Here is a 15,836-nt window from a genome sequence, read left to right as displayed (position 1 = left end):
AAAGCAGATAGAGGAGCAGAAGCTATGAAATATGACTTTGATGAGATTATTGATCGCACAGGAACAAATGCCATGAATACGGATGGTTTCCGTCAATATATTTTTAACGCCACAGAGGACATGACTTTTCCATTCAAAGATGAAGAATTTATTCGCATGTGGATTGCAGATATGGAATTTGCCACACCTCCCGAGATTCTGGATGCAGTTAAGGGACGTCTGGACCGTAGAATCATGGGTTATTCTCAGGTATTTGATCCGGCATACTATGAAGCTGTTTCGAATTGGATGAAGAGATACTACGACTGGTCCTTCCCAAAGGAGCATTTGGAGACCTCGAACGGGATCATCCCCGCTTTGTATGAACTGGTGGAATATATCTGTCAATCGGATGAGAAAGTACTAATCGTGACCCCATCCTATGGTTTCTTCAAGTCAGCTGCGGAGCATAACAATCTTGAACTGGTATGTTCGGATATGATCAACGAGCAGGGGCGTTACTCGATTGATTTTGAGGATTTTGAAGCCAAGGCCAAGGATGAGAAGGTAAGGGTATGTATTTTCTGCAACCCCCATAATCCGTCTGGACGCGTCTGGACAACGGAAGAGTTACAGCGTGTGGGTGAGATCTGTCTTAGGAACAATGTGTGGATTATTTCGGATGAAATTCACTGTGATCTGCTGCGGACAGGCAAAAGACATACGCCACTCGCAAAGCTGTTCCCGGATACGGATCGAATCATTACATGCATGTCCCCGAGCAAAACATTCAACATGGCGGGTCTGATGTTCTCCAATGTCATCATTCCGAATAAGGCACTTCGAGGCATCTGGCAGGCACGCCATTATGGTTTCGAAAACCCGCTGAGCATCGCTGCCACTCAGGCGGCTTACGAAACGGGTGATGAATGGCTGACAGAATTGAAATGTTATCTCGATGCCAATTTTGCCTACGTAGAACAGTATGTGAAGAAACATCTGCCGCTGGCCGTCTTTCATATTCCAGAAGCCACATATCTGGCCTGGATTGATATCTCGGCATATGCTCCCGAGCATATAAGTCTACCTTTATTCTTCGCTGAGCAAGCGGGGGTGTTGCTCGAAGATGGTCATATGTTTGTAGCGAATGGAGAGGGTTGTATTCGATTGAATCTGGCTTGTCCCCGTTCTGTCCTTCAGGAAGGATTACGGAGAATCAGCAGTGTGCTCGTGAATGTAGTCGAAGAGGTAACCGTTCAAGTGTAGATTCATCAAGTCATCACGCAACAGCGAGGTGACTTTTTCTGATGAGTGTAATGAATATAGCAAGAACAAGGTTTATTTTGAGGTAACGTATACCCTGATGTTCCATTCTGGTCTGCTGTCCCCGGTTATGTTAAAATGGTGGATAGTCTATGAGTTGCATGACATGCGGCTCTCAGAATGAAGAGCCTGTAGTTGGGCTGCACGAATCTGCATTCATCAGGGGAAGGAGTCTATACATATGTTTGGAAACGACTGGGACAAGGTGCTTCAGGAAGAAACGGAAGCCGAATATTTTAACAAGATTCGTTACACCCTCGCCGCCGAGTATAAAACGCAGACAGTCTTTCCGCCCAAAGAAGACCTGTTCTCCGCACTGAAGCTGACTCCGTATCATCAGGTTAAGGCTGTTATTATTGGTCAGGACCCTTATCACGGAGCGGGTCAGGCTCACGGATTGAGCTTTTCGGTTAGACCGGGGGTACGCGTACCGCCTTCTCTGAAAAATATATACAAGGAACTTCAGGCGGATCTGGACCTGCCCATTCCGAATCATGGATCTTTGGTCCATTGGGCGCAGCAGGGAGTCCTGCTATTAAATGCCGTTCTGACGGTCCGTGAAGGTCAGCCGAACTCGCATCAGGCACTGGGCTGGCAGACGTTTACGGATGCTGTAATCCGCGCGCTGAATGAACGTTCAGAGCCGATGGTATATATGCTATGGGGCAGTCATGCCCAGAAGAAAGGTGCTTTTATTAACAGGGACAAGCACCTGGTACTGGAGTCTACACATCCGAGTCCGCTAGCTGCGCATCGTGGATTCCTCGGCAGTCGTCCCTTTTCCAAAGCCAATGACTTCTTGACCTCCAAAGGTATTGAACCGATCGATTGGACGATACCGGAAAACGATATAAGTTGAACTAATCATTTACACAATAACAGCGATTGGAAGGTTATTCTGTCATCGTAGTGTCTGTGTAAATAATCTGTAGTCAACTTATATAGACAGATGGAGGTGAGGACATTGCGACATTGGATAGGACGAAAAGTAGCGGTATATCGTGCAACAGGCATACGGGAGCCATTGAAGGGAACGCTGGTCGAGTGGGATGAAGAAGCGGAATGTGTACGGATCGGACCGAAACGGATCAAGGTATCGTTTGACAATATTGCAATGATCAGACCTCTTCCCGAAGAGAGTCTTCCCTTAAAGAAAGCACGTTCTGAAGTGCACAAGGTTGGATATGTGATGAAAAAGGCGATTCAGTTCGAAAATGCCATCTATTTCAAATCACAGGTTATGATCTGGCGCCGGGCCAAAATTGTAGCGTTATCCACGACAATTCTGCGTCATGACGAGGATCAGGTTGAACTTGCAGATGGTCGGGTTCTTCGTAAAGACAAACATATGTTTGTCGTTCGTTCACGCCGTGGGATACGTTAGATACAAGAAGATTTAATATTCATTTCATGCAAAGATCATACGGATTTAATGTTCGGTCTGTATATTAGGTATAACAACCCCTTCTAAATTGATGTGTATTGAAATGGGAGCCCGGCCGGCTGCAAACGGTCGGGTTTTTTTTGTCCATTGGTTCTGTTAACCTGTTGTACATACCCATAACATTCATGTTGTATACTATTAAAATAGATAAATTGAACTAAACATTTACACGAGAACGTAGAGGGCAGAAATAACCTGAAGAAGTGGAGCGTTCGCCTTTATCCCAAGATATTCACCTTTGTAAAATTGAATCAAAAAATCTGGGGATAACAGCGATCGGAAGGTTGTTCTGTCATCGAAGTGGCAAGTGTAAATATTCTTTAGTTCAATCTAAAAAGATCATGAGAAGGAGTGAAATCCATTGAAACGTATAGCTGTTTTTGCAGGCTCCAATCCGGGAAATCACCCCGATTATACAGAGAAGGCTGTTCAACTGGGCAAACAGATTGCCGATCGCGGGTATGCACTGGTCTATGGTGGTTCTTGCATGGGCTTAATGGGTGCAGTAGCCGATGCTGCTCTTGAGCAAGGGGGAGAAGTAATCGGGGTTATGCCTACCGGATTGTTCCGGGGCGAGGTTGTTCATGGAGGGCTCACACAACTGATTGAAGTGGGAACCATGCATGAACGGAAGGCTACAATGGCGGAATTATCCGATGGATTCATTGCACTTCCCGGAGGCATGGGTACATTTGAAGAACTATTTGAGGTACTGTGCTGGGCACAGATCGGCATTCATCGCAAGCCTGTGGGCTTATTGAATGTCAATGGATATTATGGACCGCTGATGAAGATGGTAGAACATAGTGTACAGGAAGGCTTCTCCAACACGTCACATCTGAGTCTGTGGAGTCTGGAATCTGATCCAGCTGAACTGCTCAACCAGATGTCGTCCTATATTCCGGCAGAGTTAACCCAGAAGTGGTCACAGCTGAACGGACAGTGAGTGTACAAGAATAGGGAGCTGTAACCAATCGCTTCTGAGGAGAATTTTCGATCTGCCCAAGCAAGTCGCGCTATTGGACATAGTCTATAGTGTACTTTCATGAAGAGGGGAGTGTCACTCATGAGCGAACTCAAAGGCACAGGTTACGGATCCGGCGGAGGCTTCAGTGGTGGAGCATGGACATCGACAGGCGCAATTCTGGTGTTGTTCATACTGTTGGTTATCATCTCTCGCACATTCGTTCTGTAATTCGGTCAACATCCCGGGATGGGGATCGCGCTGCAGAGGCAGCGCCGAATAAGAAAATGACCTTTCCAAAGAGACGCCGGTATATGCTGGCGTTTCAGGGGAACGGTTTTTTGACGTTTTCAGCATACGTTAAGCGATTGAAAAAGCAAAAACCTGCCCCTGAATAATATCGTCAGAAGCAGGAGAGAGCCTCCTGAGTTAATCGCTGCTTATCAAGCAGCTTACACCACAACAGCCGTTTGATCCGGATTACTTAACGATTTCCAGGCGATATATAGCCCGATGGCGGCCGCAATTAAGGAAAGTATAGCTGCAACAATAGCCAGCTGATCCAGTGTGTTGGGTGAACTGGAGTTAAAGGAACGCTGATTAGCCGTCTTGCCGGATTTGTTTTTGATATGGACAGATGCTCTGGAATGCCTGGAAGCCGACTGTAATTGGGATGTGCGAGGGCGCATAGGTATCGATTTTTTCTTTGAGGAGTTCAATAGTCAACCTCCTTATAACGGAGTGCAGTGCTTCCATCGTTCATACTATGTTATGTCGATTTCCAGATTGAGTTCGCAAAAATGAGTGAATCCCCAGCCCGTTGGATATTCAACTATACAGCTACTAGTAGCGAAGGAGTCATGTAATTAAACGCTCTGTTAATACAGGTCTAACAAACGGTGTTTATAGTGAGGATCATAGAGTTAATGTTGAACGCAGGAGGCGCTGGAATGAGGAACATGGAGATTATTGCCCATCGTGGTGCATCTGCCGTATGCCCCGAGAATACGATGAGTGCTTTTGAACGAAGTCTGGAACTTGGAGCGACAGGGATTGAAACCGATGTGCAGATGACGAGTGATGGCAGATTGGTACTAATTCATGATGAGACGTTAAGCCGAACTGCGGGTGCAGAAGGTTGGGTTAAGGATACAACTTATGATGAATTGCGCACACGGGATGCCGGGTCATGGTTTCATGCCGATTTTGCCGGGGAACGTATTCCTTCTCTGGAGGAGTTATTCAAGCTGGTACAGGGGAAAGGCACCCTGCTGAATCTGGAATTGAAAAATGGTATTGTGAGTTACAAGGGAATGGAAGAGAAGATTATACAGGCGATCCGGGACTGGAAGCTGGAGCAACAGGTCGTCCTGTCCAGTTTCAATCATGCTTCACTGGTGAGATGTAAGCGTCTTGCCCCGGAGATTCGTACAGCGCTTTTATATATGGAAAAGTTGTATCGTCCCTATGACTATGCTGCTAAACTTGAAGCTTCTGGTCTTCATCCCTACAAGCTGGCAGTTACACACGAAGATATTGCTGCAGCACTGGCACATGGCGTTGTAACCTATCCATTTACGGTGAATGATCCCGCCGAGATGCAGGCCATGATTGACATGGGTGTACAAGGAATCATTACCGATGTTCCTGATGTCCTGGCATCCTTAATTACGGTACATGCCCACTAATCAAGTCTGTGTTTTACATGTGTTCTACATATGCAATGACTAGGCTGCGTTCGAGCTTTTCGGCTCCGCGCAGCCTTTTTTCGTGCAAATTTGTGTGCAAATCTTCATATATGCAATAAACATGTCCCATTTGTCCATTGCCAGAGACCGTGGATTCACTTACAATGATCTATGGGAATGAGAATCAATATCATTAAAGTTCGGTATTTATAGAGAGGTGATTGTTATGTACATAGGTTTGAGCAGCTCTACTCATAACGAGGGTGGGCGCGTATGAGTTCAAAAGCTTCACCAGCAAATCATAATCCGGAATCACCCACAGCGAAGATTCACACTCGTCCGTGGGCAGCCACACTTATTCTTACAGGGGGAATTTTATTACTCGCTCTGGGTATGGCTTTATCCATTTCTTTTGGCGCTGCCGATATTAAGCTTGGTGTAGTCTGGAAGGCTATCTTCGACTTCAATCCTGAGCTGACTCCGCATCAGATCATATGGGAGATTCGGTTGCCACGTATTCTTGGCGGAGCAATGGTAGGTGCCTGCTTCGCTGTAGCTGGTGCGATCATGCAAGGTATGACCCGTAACCCACTGGCCGATTCCGGACTGCTTGGGCTGAATGCGGGCGCTGGATTTGCGCTTGCGATCTGTTTTGCCTTTTTCCCGGGCTTGCCATTTATGTACATCATTATGTATTCATTCATTGGAGCAGGGCTTGGGGTCCTGTTGGTGTATGGTTTTGGTGCAGCTTCCAAATCGGGTCTTACACCTCTACGCCTTGTCCTTGCAGGTGCGGCTGTATCAGCCATGTTGTCTGCACTCAGTGAAGGGATTGCATTGTATTTCAGAATTGGACAAGATCTGGCTTTCTGGACAGCTGGCGGTGTAGCCGGAACAAAGTGGTCTCAATTGGAGGTTATGTTCCCGTGGGTACTCGCGGCACTGATCGCAGGTCTTCTCATCTCCCGTTCCATTACTTTGCTTAGCCTCGGAGAAGATATTGCCGTTGGCTTAGGCCAACGTACGGGTCTGATTAAGCTCATAGGCCTGATTGTTGTACTAATACTCGCAGGTACGGCCGTGTCCGTCGTGGGTGCGGTTGGTTTTGTTGGACTCATTATCCCCCACCTTACGCGAAAGTTGGTTGGAGTGGATTATCGTTGGATTATTCCATGTTCCGCAGTAATGGGCAGTCTGTTGCTTGTATTTGCGGATCTGGCTGCACGTATGATTAACCCGCCGTACGAGACGCCAATTGGCGCATTGGTTGCCCTCATTGGGGTGCCATTCTTCCTGTATCTGGCGCGTAAAGAAAGGAGGACTCTGTAACGATGGAATCCTCAACAATAGTTGGAGCAGAGCGCAAAAAGAGAGCCAAGAGTGCGATAGTCCTCATTGTGCTTGCCCTATTAATTATTACGGCTTTTGTGGTGAGTATGAACACAGGTTTTACCAAGCTTTCGCCGCTTGAGGTGATGCGTACCCTGTTTGGCGGAGGCACGGCAAAACAGGAATTAATCCTGTTTGAATTCCGTCTGCCGCGTATTGTGATTTCGGTAATGGTCGGTGCGGGACTCGCATTATCTGGTTGTATTTTGCAGGGGGTATCTCGGAATGCGCTGGCAGATCCGGGTATCCTCGGGATTAATGCAGGTGCTGGACTGGTTGTCATGCTTTTCGTTTCCTTTTTCCCGACAACCGCAGCAGCGCCGGTATTTCTGTTGCCCATTCTGGCCCTGATCGGTTCGGGTTTTGCTGCATTTCTGATCTATGTGCTCTCCTACAAAAAAGGAGAGGGCATCATGCCTACGCGTATGTTACTTACCGGGATCGGGGTAGCAGCAGGGATCAGCTCGGCTATGATCGTGCTTACATTGCGGCTTAGTCCGGAAAAGTACCAATTCGTAGCTACCTGGATGGCAGGCAGCATCTGGGGGTCGAACTGGAAATTCGTAACGGCATTGCTGCCGTTTCTCCTCATTCTTATTCCGTTAGTGCTGTATAAGGCACGTGTATTGAACGTATTGAATCTGGGGGACCAGACTGCAAGTGGACTCGGGACTCCGGTTGAGCGTGAGCGGTTGATTCTGCTTGCGGCTGCCGTAGGGCTTGCGGGCTCATGTGTATCTGTGAGCGGTGGTATCGGTTTTGTCGGTCTGATCGGACCGCATTTGGCGCGTCGTCTGGTGGGTCCAAAACATCAGTTCCTGTTACCCGCATCTGCGCTGATCGGTTCATTGCTCGTGCTGGTTGCAGATACGCTGGGCCGTGTCATCCTACAGCCTTCGGAGATACCTGCGGGGATTCTGGTTGCCATTATTGGTGCGCCATACTTCCTGTATCTCTTAAGCAAGACGAAATAGAACGTAATCATTATTGTGTGGTTGCATAAGGAGGACTTCAGTCCATGCTTCGCCGTTTCTTTGCCTATTATAGGCCTTACAAAAAGCTCTTTATTCTTGACTTTAGCTGTGCGATTCTGGTCGCCCTGCTGGAGCTGGCATTTCCACTGGCGGTCAACCGGGTAGTCGATGATCTGCTGCCAGGCGGCCGCTGGGACTGGATTCTATGGGCGTGTCTGGCATTGCTGGGCATCTACTTCCTGAATTCATTCCTGAACTTCGTGGTCACCTATTGGGGACACAAGCTGGGCATTAACATCGAAACGGATATGCGTAAAAGTCTGTTTAATCATGTGCAGAAGTTATCGTTCCGTTTCTTCGATAATACAAAAACAGGACACCTGGTGTCCCGCATGACTAACGATCTAATGGATATCGGTGAGATTGCCCATCATGGTCCAGAGGACGTATTTATTGCGGTTATGACGCTGATTGGTGCATTCAGCATCATGATGAGCATTAACGGCAATCTGGCGGTGTTAACCTTTATCATCGTGCCGCTGATTATTTATCTGTCTCTCTACTTTGGTAGCAAAATGTCCAAGGCATTCAGCCGAATGTTCGGAGATATTGCGGACTTCAACGCTCGTGTAGAGAACAATATCACAGGTATCCGTGTTGTTCAGGCTTTTGCCAATGAAGAGCATGAAAAAGCACAATTCGCTGTGAACAACGGTCGCTTCCGTCAGACCAAGCTGATCGCATACAAAATCATGGCCTGGAACTCCTCAGTCAGTTATATGCTGATGAAGCTGGTGTCTCTCTTTGTCCTGGTATGCGGAACATGGTTTGTCATTCAAGGCAGTATGACCTACGGTCAGTTCATTGCATTTATTATGTTGTCCAATGTGTTCTTGACACCGATCCAGAAGATCAACTCGGTTATTGAGACGTATCCGAAAGGGATTGCAGGCTTCAAACGGTATACGGAGCTACTTGATATGGAACCGGATGTAGAAGATCGTCCAGGGGCCGTATCGGTATCCCATTTGCGTGGAGATATTCGTTATGAGCAAGTGACCTTTGGTTATTCGGATCAGGAGCCTGTGCTCAAAGGTATCGATCTAAATGTACATGCAGGGGAAACCGTGGCCCTCGTCGGTCCATCGGGTGCAGGGAAAACAACGCTGTGCAGTCTGCTGCCACGATTCTATGATGTGCTGGAAGGTCGCATCACGATTGATGGTCAGGAGATACAGGACATGACGCTGGACTCCTTGCGCAGTCAGATCGGTATTGTACAACAGGATGTATTCCTCTTCGATGGAACCATTCGCGAGAATATTGCCTACGGCAAGCTGGATGCATCCGAAGAAGAAATCTGGATGGCTGCCAGACGTGCACAGATGGAACCTTTGATTCAGTCCATGCCGGAAGGGCTGGATACGTTAATTGGTGAACGCGGCGTGAAGCTGTCCGGTGGACAGAAACAGCGTTTGTCCATTGCCCGTATGTTCCTGAAAAACCCGCCAATTCTGATCCTGGACGAAGCTACATCCGCGCTGGATACAGAAACGGAAGCAGCAATTCAGCAATCCCTTGCGGAATTGTCCGAGGGCCGGACCACCCTGGTTATCGCCCACAGGCTGGCTACGATCAAAAATGCAGACCGCATTATTGTCGTTGCCGAACAAGGCATTACGGAGCAGGGACGTCATGAAGAATTACTCGCAGCAGGTGGGGTGTACAGCCGCCTTCACTATGCGCAGTTTGGCGCGTAATCTGTTCGATGTAGATGTAACAATGTTAATACGAGAAGTAACGCCATCGTTCTTGACTTGGAAGGAGTCAGGGCGGTGGCGTTTTTTTCTTTTTCATGATTAAGGGTGTGAGTCTGAGGTACTGCCTTACCGTCACAGGAAGATCATCGAGCAGTAAACGGGGTAAATATAATCAAGCTTACATTTACAATTTTATGATATGTTCATCATGATGAGATCTCTCGCATATCCTTCCTGTGGAACGGAACGTGATATAGAGGGAATGCTTTGACACAAATGGATTAATCCACGTAGGAGGCGAAAAACATGCTGAAAATTCTCATCACCTGCCTGATATTCATTTTGATTCTACTACTCTTGCTTCAAGGGATTCGTAAGCTCTCCAGTACTGGAGGGGGTGCAAGCTTCAGACGCTGGGGTGGATGGTTAATCGGACTCTTCTTGGTGGGCGCTGTACCACTAGGTTTTGCATTGTACACAGAGATCGTGGATGAACGCCTGGATGCTAACATTGGGTTAGGGCTTGCCATGCTGTTTGTGTGGGCCTACTGTGCTGTCTTGTTATGCGCAACATTGGTGATCTGGGGAAGGTACGTGTACAAAAGGGATATAAAGAAATGAGTATTTGGGTTGATGGTGCTGGGCCCGTCAGGAAGTTAAGCGTGAGCTAAAGGCTGAATTCGCAACAATAACCTGATATGGAACGTTAAATTTAGAAAGAGGTGTTATTAAAGGGGGATTTACATATGACCAATCTTCGTCGAGTCCTCATATTGCTCTCAATCCTGATCGTATGCCTTACGGGATGTTCAGGACATATTGAATGCAACTCCGTCCAGACTCAAGCAAATGCACCAAGTGAAGATGGATTCACTGGTTATGTGGTTGAACGCAAAGAAGATTCCATTCTTGTTGTTGATCCCGCATTTCAAGATTACAGTTCCAATGGAGGAAACAGTCGGTATTATCCGGCAAAATGGTTCTCCAATGCGCCTGATCCGCAGATCGGCTCCCGTGTTGAGATCTGGACGGATGGAGGCCCGGAAAATCAGCCCTATCCTGGGCAGGCCAGAGCAGATAAGATAGCGGTATCTTGTCCAGTGGCACCGGATGGTGCGCACATGACGGATGCGGATGCGATTCGTAGCGGACTACGTTCACTTGATGCAGAGAACATGCATATTCCCGTCATAGAGGACACCCGGTTTGATGCAGATACAGAGACATGGACCATTCAGATGCGAGATGCGAAGACAGCAAATGAAGGGCAAGTCGTTCATGTGACCGTGAAGGACGAGGAACAAGTTAAATGATTTTTGAACCGTCAGGAGATCTCCTTTTCTTGGTGGATGCACTTTATGTAAAAGTATGGGAAGACGGAACTGAGCCAATATATTCGGCTATCCAGCCTTCGTTAGTTTAACTACTCCATCTGTAAGTTCCCTCACTGTCCATCATGTATTATGATTTTAAAAAAAGGGAAAGGACTCTTCTGCCATGGAATTATCAAGGTCTCAGCAATTAGCTCAAGAGCATGTAACCAATTATGCAAGAAGCCGAATAAATGAGGCGGAGCAAACCATTAGGAAAATTCTTCGTATGTCCAACATCAAGCTTAATACATTTGAAGATGCTATCACTAAACTAAAATCTCATGCAAGTATCGCTTTACACTTTCACCCAGATCGATTAGATCCGAATATGAAAAGCGTGGCTGAAGCACTACTTGAGCAGGGAGTTTATAAAAGTCAATTTGAAACTTTTTTATCGAATGGAAGTGTATCCGCATTTTCAGGCGGTGAACGTGATTGGGAGAATAAAATGTTTGGCGGAGCGTACCAAATAAATGGCTCAACCAATAGCGAACGTCCCAAGTATGGGGCACTCAATGTCATGTTACATCCCGATGGACCTGCTCCGCGTTTTGGATCATGTTATTTCCTTTTATCCACTGAGGTCTCTCAACGTTGCACGTATACATATTTGGATTCTCATCAAGAACCTGAGGAAAAGGGAACGTATGAGGAATTTGACCTCATTTTGGCTGCTCTCATGAGGGATGTATTCTATAGTAATTTTGCCATTGGTGAAAGAAATCTAACGGTTCAAAAGTTAATTGACCATATGCACGTCAATCTTGAGAAACCATTCCAAAATCCATCAAACCAAGAGCAAAACCGAAATCTGGACCATTATATCGAAGCTCAGGTTCATGGTGACATTTCCCTTGAAAAAGATGTAAAGATGCTTGTTGCCGACCCATCATTTAAAGGCACCCATACAGGAAGAATCTTAGAGCAGACATGTTTAAAGTATTCAATTGATCTCCACTGGCACATGGGCTTTACACTATTAGTTGATGACGTTCCTATGGATTTTCGAGGTCCTTCGATGCCTTCACTAGCCAAGAGAATTGCAAAAAGTGATTTGATTGATGCAAATATCATTGGTTCTGCAGCTATGGACTTGAAACGAAACCCAAGCCATTGGAGCGATCGAGGAACCTACAAAGAAGTTCTACAAGAGTTAAAATTACTCTGGCATGTCTTAGTGAGATATGGAAAGCCAATGGAAGAGTGAAAACATTTTCGAAATTAAAAATATTGAATATGTAGTGATAAAAATGCTAAAACACCAAATTCTTTTTCCTACTTGTTTGCGTATCTCCTGAATTTTAAATTGTTACTCAATAATAGTATTCTAACGACCTTGAGTGCCTAGCCGTTCAAGGTTTTTTTATCATTCAAACGGATTACTGACTATAGATTTATCTATGAATCTGTTGTGACAAAAACGAACGTATGTTTTACAAATAAATTGACTTTTTGTCCTGACAATAATATATTATTGTCAGGACAAAAAAAGAGGTGAAGCAATGTCCGCCAAAAAGATGGGGCGGCCTAAATCTGACAAACCCAAAAGCAGAACGATTGAAATACGTGTTGATGAGGAAATTATGAACAAGCTCGATATTTCGGCTGAGAAGCTGAATACGAATCGATCAGACATCGTTCGCAAAGGGATTGAGAAGATTTACGACGAGCTCCAAAAATAAAAAGGAAGCAGCGCTAGTCCCACGAAGAACACGCTGCTTCCTATACCGCAATCACTTGAATGAGCGACTGCATAAATATCCTACCATGTGTAGAACGTTCATTCAAGTAAGGTGCGAATTGATATACAGGAGGATGCACATGAATTCGATATTAGAAGCATTATATAATGGACGACTTCGACCGGATGAGGTGATGATGCCGACACATCCTGAATACCAAGCGTTAGGGCGGCAGATTGCAGCTCTGACAGAGCAATGGAAGAATCGTTTGAGCGAGAATGAATTTCTTGAGCTTGAACAGTTATTTGACTTGTGTGGCAGATGTGAGGGCATGCATACGGAAGCAGCGTTTGCACAAGGTTTTCGTCTGGGTGCCAACATGCTAATTGAAGTCATGAGTCAGCGGGAGGAATCGGTGTTGGAGTTTAACTAAGTTTAACGATGTGAGCAGAGATCCGGTTTACTTTTACAGCTAAATTCTCAGAAAATGACGGCATACAACATACTTATTTTGCATCATAAAATTGTATCATAAATTCATTATAATAAAGCCCTCCAATCCTCTCTGCATTCAGCAACAGGGTTCGAGGGCTTCACTTAAACATAGAGTTAACAATTTATATATAGGGAAAGAACCTGTTAAACAAATTGTTCCTTAATCCGCTATATTTCCCGCCATTTTTAGGCGACGTGCAATTTCCTTAAAGTCTTCTTGCGATATACCTGGTGCGAATTCTTCCTCGACCGCAGGAGCTTCTGGAATCGGGAATCCTTCAGGTATCCCTTGGATAACTTCAAGAGGTTGTCCATCTTCGGGGTGAGTTCCTTTCCAGATCTGGCCGATCGTGTTGAAATCTTTATCACTATAGGTGTACAGTTTGGTGTGTACCCCTTTTTCTTCATATTTGCGAGCCTCGTTGAAGGCTTTGTTGTTCAGTGAAGGAATAGGAACCAGCTTGGTCACATTTACGCCAGTTGCAATCTCAAGTGCTTTCGCATATGCGACGACATGCACGCCGCCACGTACCAGCAGGAAACCAACCACTTCCCGGGCTGCCGGGTGATCCGTCATCTCATATACTTTCATTTTATGGGTACGAGCGCCACATTCTAGGAAGAAGTTATGCAGCAGATCCTCGACCAGGTTGCCACTGTTGAAGACGTTTGCTCCCGTCCATGGATTACCCATAGAGTCGAAAGGCATTGCGCCTTGAGCACCTGCCAGATAGTGATACGACAGACGAGCGTCTTTCACGGAACCTAGCGGTGTATCGTCGGGTTCATTGTACTCGGTTGAACCTCTGAGGCATTTGTTAATGCCATGAGACACGAGTTCAACATGACCCAATTCTTCGGCCGTGATACTCATGACGAGGTCATAGAAGGGCTTCAACTTTTCTTTGGAGCGAAAATTAAACGATTGATAGAGGTAGTTGTTCAACGTTGACATTTCTCCGAATTTGCCACCGAGCAATTCTTGTATGGCTGCTGCTGCATTCGGATCTGGCTTTTCGACATTAGGAATCTCAATCAGGATTTCATCCAAGCGTTTGAACATATAGGGATAACCTCCTCGAATGTGGTGTTACAGATCACGTAAGTATTCAGATCGTGAAGTCATTCTGTCATGGCTCATTACACGGTTATCCCCTTTTTTAAACATAAAATCAACCAAATGGGACTTAAGTATTACATATCAGATGCCTCATCTCTTCTTCCATTTGTTATTTCCAATTCGATGGATTTTATGTATAATCAGACATTCAAATGGGTCTTCAAGTTACAAGAAAGTCATGAATCCATAAAGGAGTAAGAGATGAACAAGCATTGGATAAAAATAGTTCGGATTGTGATGTTTCTAATGATTCTGATGTACATAAGCAGCGAGCCTGTCACAGCATACGTTGTTACGAACGAGGTTCAGGTGGATGAGGAAACGAGGCAGCTACTTGAAAAGAAATATGGGTTGGAACGTCCTCCGGAGCCGCAGATACAACAACACTTTTTTTCAGGTGACTGGGGTATTAGCTTCCAGACAGGGCCTCCTGATTCGTTTGATCGGCTTGTCCATGTCGTTCCCTTTTCCTTACGACCACTGGCCTGGATCTTTCGTTTATTCGTGTAAAATATAACCCGGACGGGCAGGATAACAGGAAACCTATTGCCCAAGGAGTGAGTGCAACTTGAAAATGCTCATCGTTACACTAATGACGGTGGTTCTAAGTTTGGCAGGATTTACCACAGCCTCGGCTACTGGAGGCGGGGTCCCTGATTATGCGAAGTGGGGAATTATTGCGGTCAAAGAAACACAGACCAAGTATAATGTGGATATTTTGGACTATAAGCATATCGGTCGCATCTCTCTAACCGCGGATCAATCCCGGGAACAGTTCAAGCTATGGGTTCGTGCTAAGGATGGTAAGCAATTCGCAGTCTATGTGAATGTTGATTTTAATCCATCAACACAGCAATTAAAGAAAGTACAATTTTCGGAATCGGATCGACACTGATCCGTTACTGAACTTGGTCATTACAAGTCATGTTTTCATATCAGCAGCACTATGGGTTGAACCAGACTGCCTTAATCTCTAAGGTGAAAGTCTGGTTTTTTTATTTTATAAAATCCTTTTTTTACTATTGAATAAAGAACTTATGTTCGCATATAATATGAAATACAAACAAATGTTCTTATCGGAGGGATGATTATGCTAGGGAAATATATTGGCCAGATGGTGGAGCTTGTCTACATGGATCGTGCAGGGCAGATTACGCAGCGACAGATTCGAATTAACAGTGTACGTGGCGGAATGATTAGAGCATCAGCAGGAAAAGAAGGCTCACCCCGAACATTTCTGGAACAAGGTATTCTGGCATGGCGTCCTGTTACCGATTTGAATGGGGAGGTAAAGTATGCTGAACGACTTTGAACGCAAGATTTTGCGAATTATGGTGAACTATGCAGGACAACGGCGCCGATTACCGCGTATGGATGAATTGGAGAACAAGACGGGACGAAGCAGAGCTTACATTCATGAGTCATTGCTGGAGCTTGAACGCACCGGGCACATCGCGTGGGAGAACCGTTCTACTCTCGAAGGTATACAGATTTTGCAGGCATGGGAACAGGTACAACAGCCAATTCGCAAAAACCAGCCTTCCGGGGACTCCGTAAAATATTTTACGGACTACTAATGAAATAAGAAACGCCAACCCGGATAACCGGATCGGCGCTTACTGTGTCACATGTACCGTGTACATCT

20 protein-coding genes are annotated in these 15,836 nt (G+C 45.8%); 18 read left to right on the top strand and 2 right to left on the bottom strand.

The genetic code is table 11. From position 1 onward, the window contains the following. Positions 1 to 24 precede the first annotated feature (24 nt). The 5 genes from AC1S8V_RS20415 to AC1S8V_RS20395 all read left to right on the top strand — a co-directional run bounded on the left by AC1S8V_RS20415 (position 25) and on the right by AC1S8V_RS20395 (position 3,941). Positions 25 to 1,245, top strand: a complete 1,221-nt coding sequence (locus AC1S8V_RS20415) for a MalY/PatB family protein (protein ID WP_482070520.1) — start codon at positions 25 to 27, stop codon at positions 1,243 to 1,245. A 238-nt stretch (positions 1,246 to 1,483) separates the two neighbouring features. Further along, positions 1,484 to 2,161 (top strand): uracil-DNA glycosylase, encoded by a 678-nt coding sequence (gene ung, locus AC1S8V_RS20410; RefSeq protein WP_482070519.1) that lies wholly within the window; start codon positions 1,484 to 1,486, stop codon positions 2,159 to 2,161. Positions 2,162 to 2,266: 105 nt separating this feature from the next. Continuing rightward, positions 2,267 to 2,686, top strand: coding sequence for a hypothetical protein (locus AC1S8V_RS20405; RefSeq protein ID WP_017687369.1), 420 nt, complete (start codon positions 2,267 to 2,269; stop codon positions 2,684 to 2,686). Between the two features lie 421 nt (positions 2,687 to 3,107). After that, positions 3,108 to 3,692: an LOG family protein gene (locus tag AC1S8V_RS20400; protein WP_482070518.1), complete on the top strand. Its 585-nt coding sequence runs from the start codon at positions 3,108 to 3,110 to the stop codon at positions 3,690 to 3,692. Positions 3,693 to 3,812: 120 nt separating this feature from the next. After that, a complete protein-coding gene (locus AC1S8V_RS20395) occupies positions 3,813 to 3,941 on the top strand; it encodes a YjcZ family sporulation protein (protein ID WP_482070517.1) in 129 nt (42 codons plus the stop codon). Between the two features lie 221 nt (positions 3,942 to 4,162). Here AC1S8V_RS20395 and AC1S8V_RS20390 read toward each other — a convergent pair whose 3' ends face one another. Further along, positions 4,163 to 4,429 carry a hypothetical protein gene (locus tag AC1S8V_RS20390; protein ID WP_482070516.1) on the bottom strand — a complete coding sequence of 89 codons (267 nt, stop codon included), beginning with the start codon at positions 4,427 to 4,429 and terminating at the stop codon, positions 4,163 to 4,165. Between the two features lie 231 nt (positions 4,430 to 4,660). On the opposite strand from AC1S8V_RS20390, the gene AC1S8V_RS20385 reads away from it, so the two are divergent. From AC1S8V_RS20385 to AC1S8V_RS20345, 9 genes are all read left to right on the top strand, one after another. Beyond that, complete coding sequence (locus tag AC1S8V_RS20385) at positions 4,661 to 5,398, top strand: glycerophosphodiester phosphodiesterase (RefSeq protein WP_482070515.1); 738 nt, start codon at positions 4,661 to 4,663, stop codon at positions 5,396 to 5,398. A gap of 273 nt (positions 5,399 to 5,671) precedes the next feature. Then, entirely contained in the window at positions 5,672 to 6,727 is a 1,056-nt protein-coding gene (locus tag AC1S8V_RS20380; RefSeq protein WP_145322955.1) for a FecCD family ABC transporter permease, read from the top strand. 2 nt (positions 6,728 to 6,729) lie between these two features. Then, the gene (locus AC1S8V_RS20375; protein ID WP_482070514.1) at positions 6,730 to 7,761 is read left to right on the top strand and encodes a FecCD family ABC transporter permease; all 1,032 of its coding nucleotides are present in this window, start codon (positions 6,730 to 6,732) and stop codon (positions 7,759 to 7,761) included. A gap of 44 nt (positions 7,762 to 7,805) precedes the next feature. Beyond that, positions 7,806 to 9,521, top strand: coding sequence for an ABC transporter ATP-binding protein (locus AC1S8V_RS20370; protein WP_482070513.1), 1,716 nt, complete (start codon positions 7,806 to 7,808; stop codon positions 9,519 to 9,521). Between the two features lie 306 nt (positions 9,522 to 9,827). Next, a complete protein-coding gene (locus tag AC1S8V_RS20365; protein ID WP_482070512.1) occupies positions 9,828 to 10,142 on the top strand; it encodes a hypothetical protein in 315 nt (104 codons plus the stop codon). 125 nt (positions 10,143 to 10,267) lie between these two features. Beyond that, a complete protein-coding gene (locus tag AC1S8V_RS20360; RefSeq protein WP_482070511.1) occupies positions 10,268 to 10,834 on the top strand; it encodes a DUF3221 domain-containing protein in 567 nt (188 codons plus the stop codon). Between the two features lie 184 nt (positions 10,835 to 11,018). Then, positions 11,019 to 12,101: a DUF3626 domain-containing protein gene (locus AC1S8V_RS20355; protein WP_482070510.1), complete on the top strand. Its 1,083-nt coding sequence runs from the start codon at positions 11,019 to 11,021 to the stop codon at positions 12,099 to 12,101. A gap of 295 nt (positions 12,102 to 12,396) precedes the next feature. Beyond that, positions 12,397 to 12,576: a ribbon-helix-helix domain-containing protein gene (locus tag AC1S8V_RS20350; RefSeq protein ID WP_017687382.1), complete on the top strand. Its 180-nt coding sequence runs from the start codon at positions 12,397 to 12,399 to the stop codon at positions 12,574 to 12,576. Between the two features lie 139 nt (positions 12,577 to 12,715). Beyond that, the gene (locus AC1S8V_RS20345) at positions 12,716 to 13,009 is read left to right on the top strand and encodes a DUF6809 family protein (protein WP_482070509.1); all 294 of its coding nucleotides are present in this window, start codon (positions 12,716 to 12,718) and stop codon (positions 13,007 to 13,009) included. Positions 13,010 to 13,231: 222 nt separating this feature from the next. On the opposite strand, the gene AC1S8V_RS20340 is transcribed toward AC1S8V_RS20345, so the two are convergent. After that, positions 13,232 to 14,134 carry a manganese catalase family protein gene (locus AC1S8V_RS20340; protein WP_482070508.1) on the bottom strand — a complete coding sequence of 301 codons (903 nt, stop codon included), beginning with the start codon at positions 14,132 to 14,134 and terminating at the stop codon, positions 13,232 to 13,234. 258 nt (positions 14,135 to 14,392) lie between these two features. Between AC1S8V_RS20340 and AC1S8V_RS20335 the strand changes: the two genes are divergently transcribed. The 4 genes from AC1S8V_RS20335 to AC1S8V_RS20320 all read left to right on the top strand — a co-directional run bounded on the left by AC1S8V_RS20335 (position 14,393) and on the right by AC1S8V_RS20320 (position 15,768). Continuing rightward, entirely contained in the window at positions 14,393 to 14,701 is a 309-nt protein-coding gene (locus AC1S8V_RS20335) for a hypothetical protein (RefSeq protein ID WP_482070507.1), read from the top strand. 64 nt (positions 14,702 to 14,765) lie between these two features. Continuing rightward, positions 14,766 to 15,086, top strand: a complete 321-nt coding sequence (locus tag AC1S8V_RS20330) for a DUF3889 domain-containing protein (protein WP_482074531.1) — start codon at positions 14,766 to 14,768, stop codon at positions 15,084 to 15,086. Positions 15,087 to 15,281: 195 nt separating this feature from the next. Continuing rightward, on the top strand, positions 15,282 to 15,503 hold the full coding sequence (locus AC1S8V_RS20325; protein WP_017687387.1) for a hypothetical protein: 222 nt from the start codon (positions 15,282 to 15,284) through the stop codon (positions 15,501 to 15,503). Next, entirely contained in the window at positions 15,487 to 15,768 is a 282-nt protein-coding gene (locus tag AC1S8V_RS20320) for a hypothetical protein (protein ID WP_482070506.1), read from the top strand. Before AC1S8V_RS20325 ends, AC1S8V_RS20320 begins: the two co-directional genes overlap by 17 nt. Positions 15,769 to 15,836 lie beyond the last annotated feature (68 nt).

The sequence above is a fragment of the Paenibacillus sp. B46(2026) genome, assembly GCF_056786355.1.
The sequence above is the reverse complement of the archived record's forward strand: the minus strand, read 5'-3'. Positions and strand labels throughout refer to the sequence as shown.

Bases quoted from the DNA above. Each gene is read 5' to 3' on its own strand.
- AC1S8V_RS20415 (WP_482070520.1), top strand. From the start codon at position 25: ATGAAATATGACTTTGATGAGATTATTGATCGCACAGGAACAAATGCC.
- ung (WP_482070519.1), top strand. From the start codon at position 1,484: ATGTTTGGAAACGACTGGGACAAGGTGCTTCAGGAAGAAACGGAAGCC.
- AC1S8V_RS20395 (WP_482070517.1), top strand. From the start codon at position 3,813: ATGAGCGAACTCAAAGGCACAGGTTACGGATCCGGCGGAGGCTTCAGT.
- AC1S8V_RS20385 (WP_482070515.1), top strand. From the start codon at position 4,661: ATGAGGAACATGGAGATTATTGCCCATCGTGGTGCATCTGCCGTATGC.
- AC1S8V_RS20380 (WP_145322955.1), top strand. From the start codon at position 5,672: ATGAGTTCAAAAGCTTCACCAGCAAATCATAATCCGGAATCACCCACA.
- AC1S8V_RS20375 (WP_482070514.1), top strand. From the start codon at position 6,730: ATGGAATCCTCAACAATAGTTGGAGCAGAGCGCAAAAAGAGAGCCAAG.
- AC1S8V_RS20370 (WP_482070513.1), top strand. From the start codon at position 7,806: ATGCTTCGCCGTTTCTTTGCCTATTATAGGCCTTACAAAAAGCTCTTT.
- AC1S8V_RS20365 (WP_482070512.1), top strand. From the start codon at position 9,828: ATGCTGAAAATTCTCATCACCTGCCTGATATTCATTTTGATTCTACTA.
- AC1S8V_RS20360 (WP_482070511.1), top strand. From the start codon at position 10,268: ATGACCAATCTTCGTCGAGTCCTCATATTGCTCTCAATCCTGATCGTA.
- AC1S8V_RS20355 (WP_482070510.1), top strand. From the start codon at position 11,019: ATGGAATTATCAAGGTCTCAGCAATTAGCTCAAGAGCATGTAACCAAT.
- AC1S8V_RS20350 (WP_017687382.1), top strand. From the start codon at position 12,397: ATGTCCGCCAAAAAGATGGGGCGGCCTAAATCTGACAAACCCAAAAGC.
- AC1S8V_RS20345 (WP_482070509.1), top strand. From the start codon at position 12,716: ATGAATTCGATATTAGAAGCATTATATAATGGACGACTTCGACCGGAT.
- AC1S8V_RS20340 (WP_482070508.1), bottom strand. From the start codon at position 14,134: ATGTTCAAACGCTTGGATGAAATCCTGATTGAGATTCCTAATGTCGAA.
- AC1S8V_RS20335 (WP_482070507.1), top strand. From the start codon at position 14,393: ATGAACAAGCATTGGATAAAAATAGTTCGGATTGTGATGTTTCTAATG.
- AC1S8V_RS20330 (WP_482074531.1), top strand. From the start codon at position 14,766: ATGCTCATCGTTACACTAATGACGGTGGTTCTAAGTTTGGCAGGATTT.
- AC1S8V_RS20325 (WP_017687387.1), top strand. From the start codon at position 15,282: ATGCTAGGGAAATATATTGGCCAGATGGTGGAGCTTGTCTACATGGAT.
- AC1S8V_RS20320 (WP_482070506.1), top strand. From the start codon at position 15,487: ATGCTGAACGACTTTGAACGCAAGATTTTGCGAATTATGGTGAACTAT.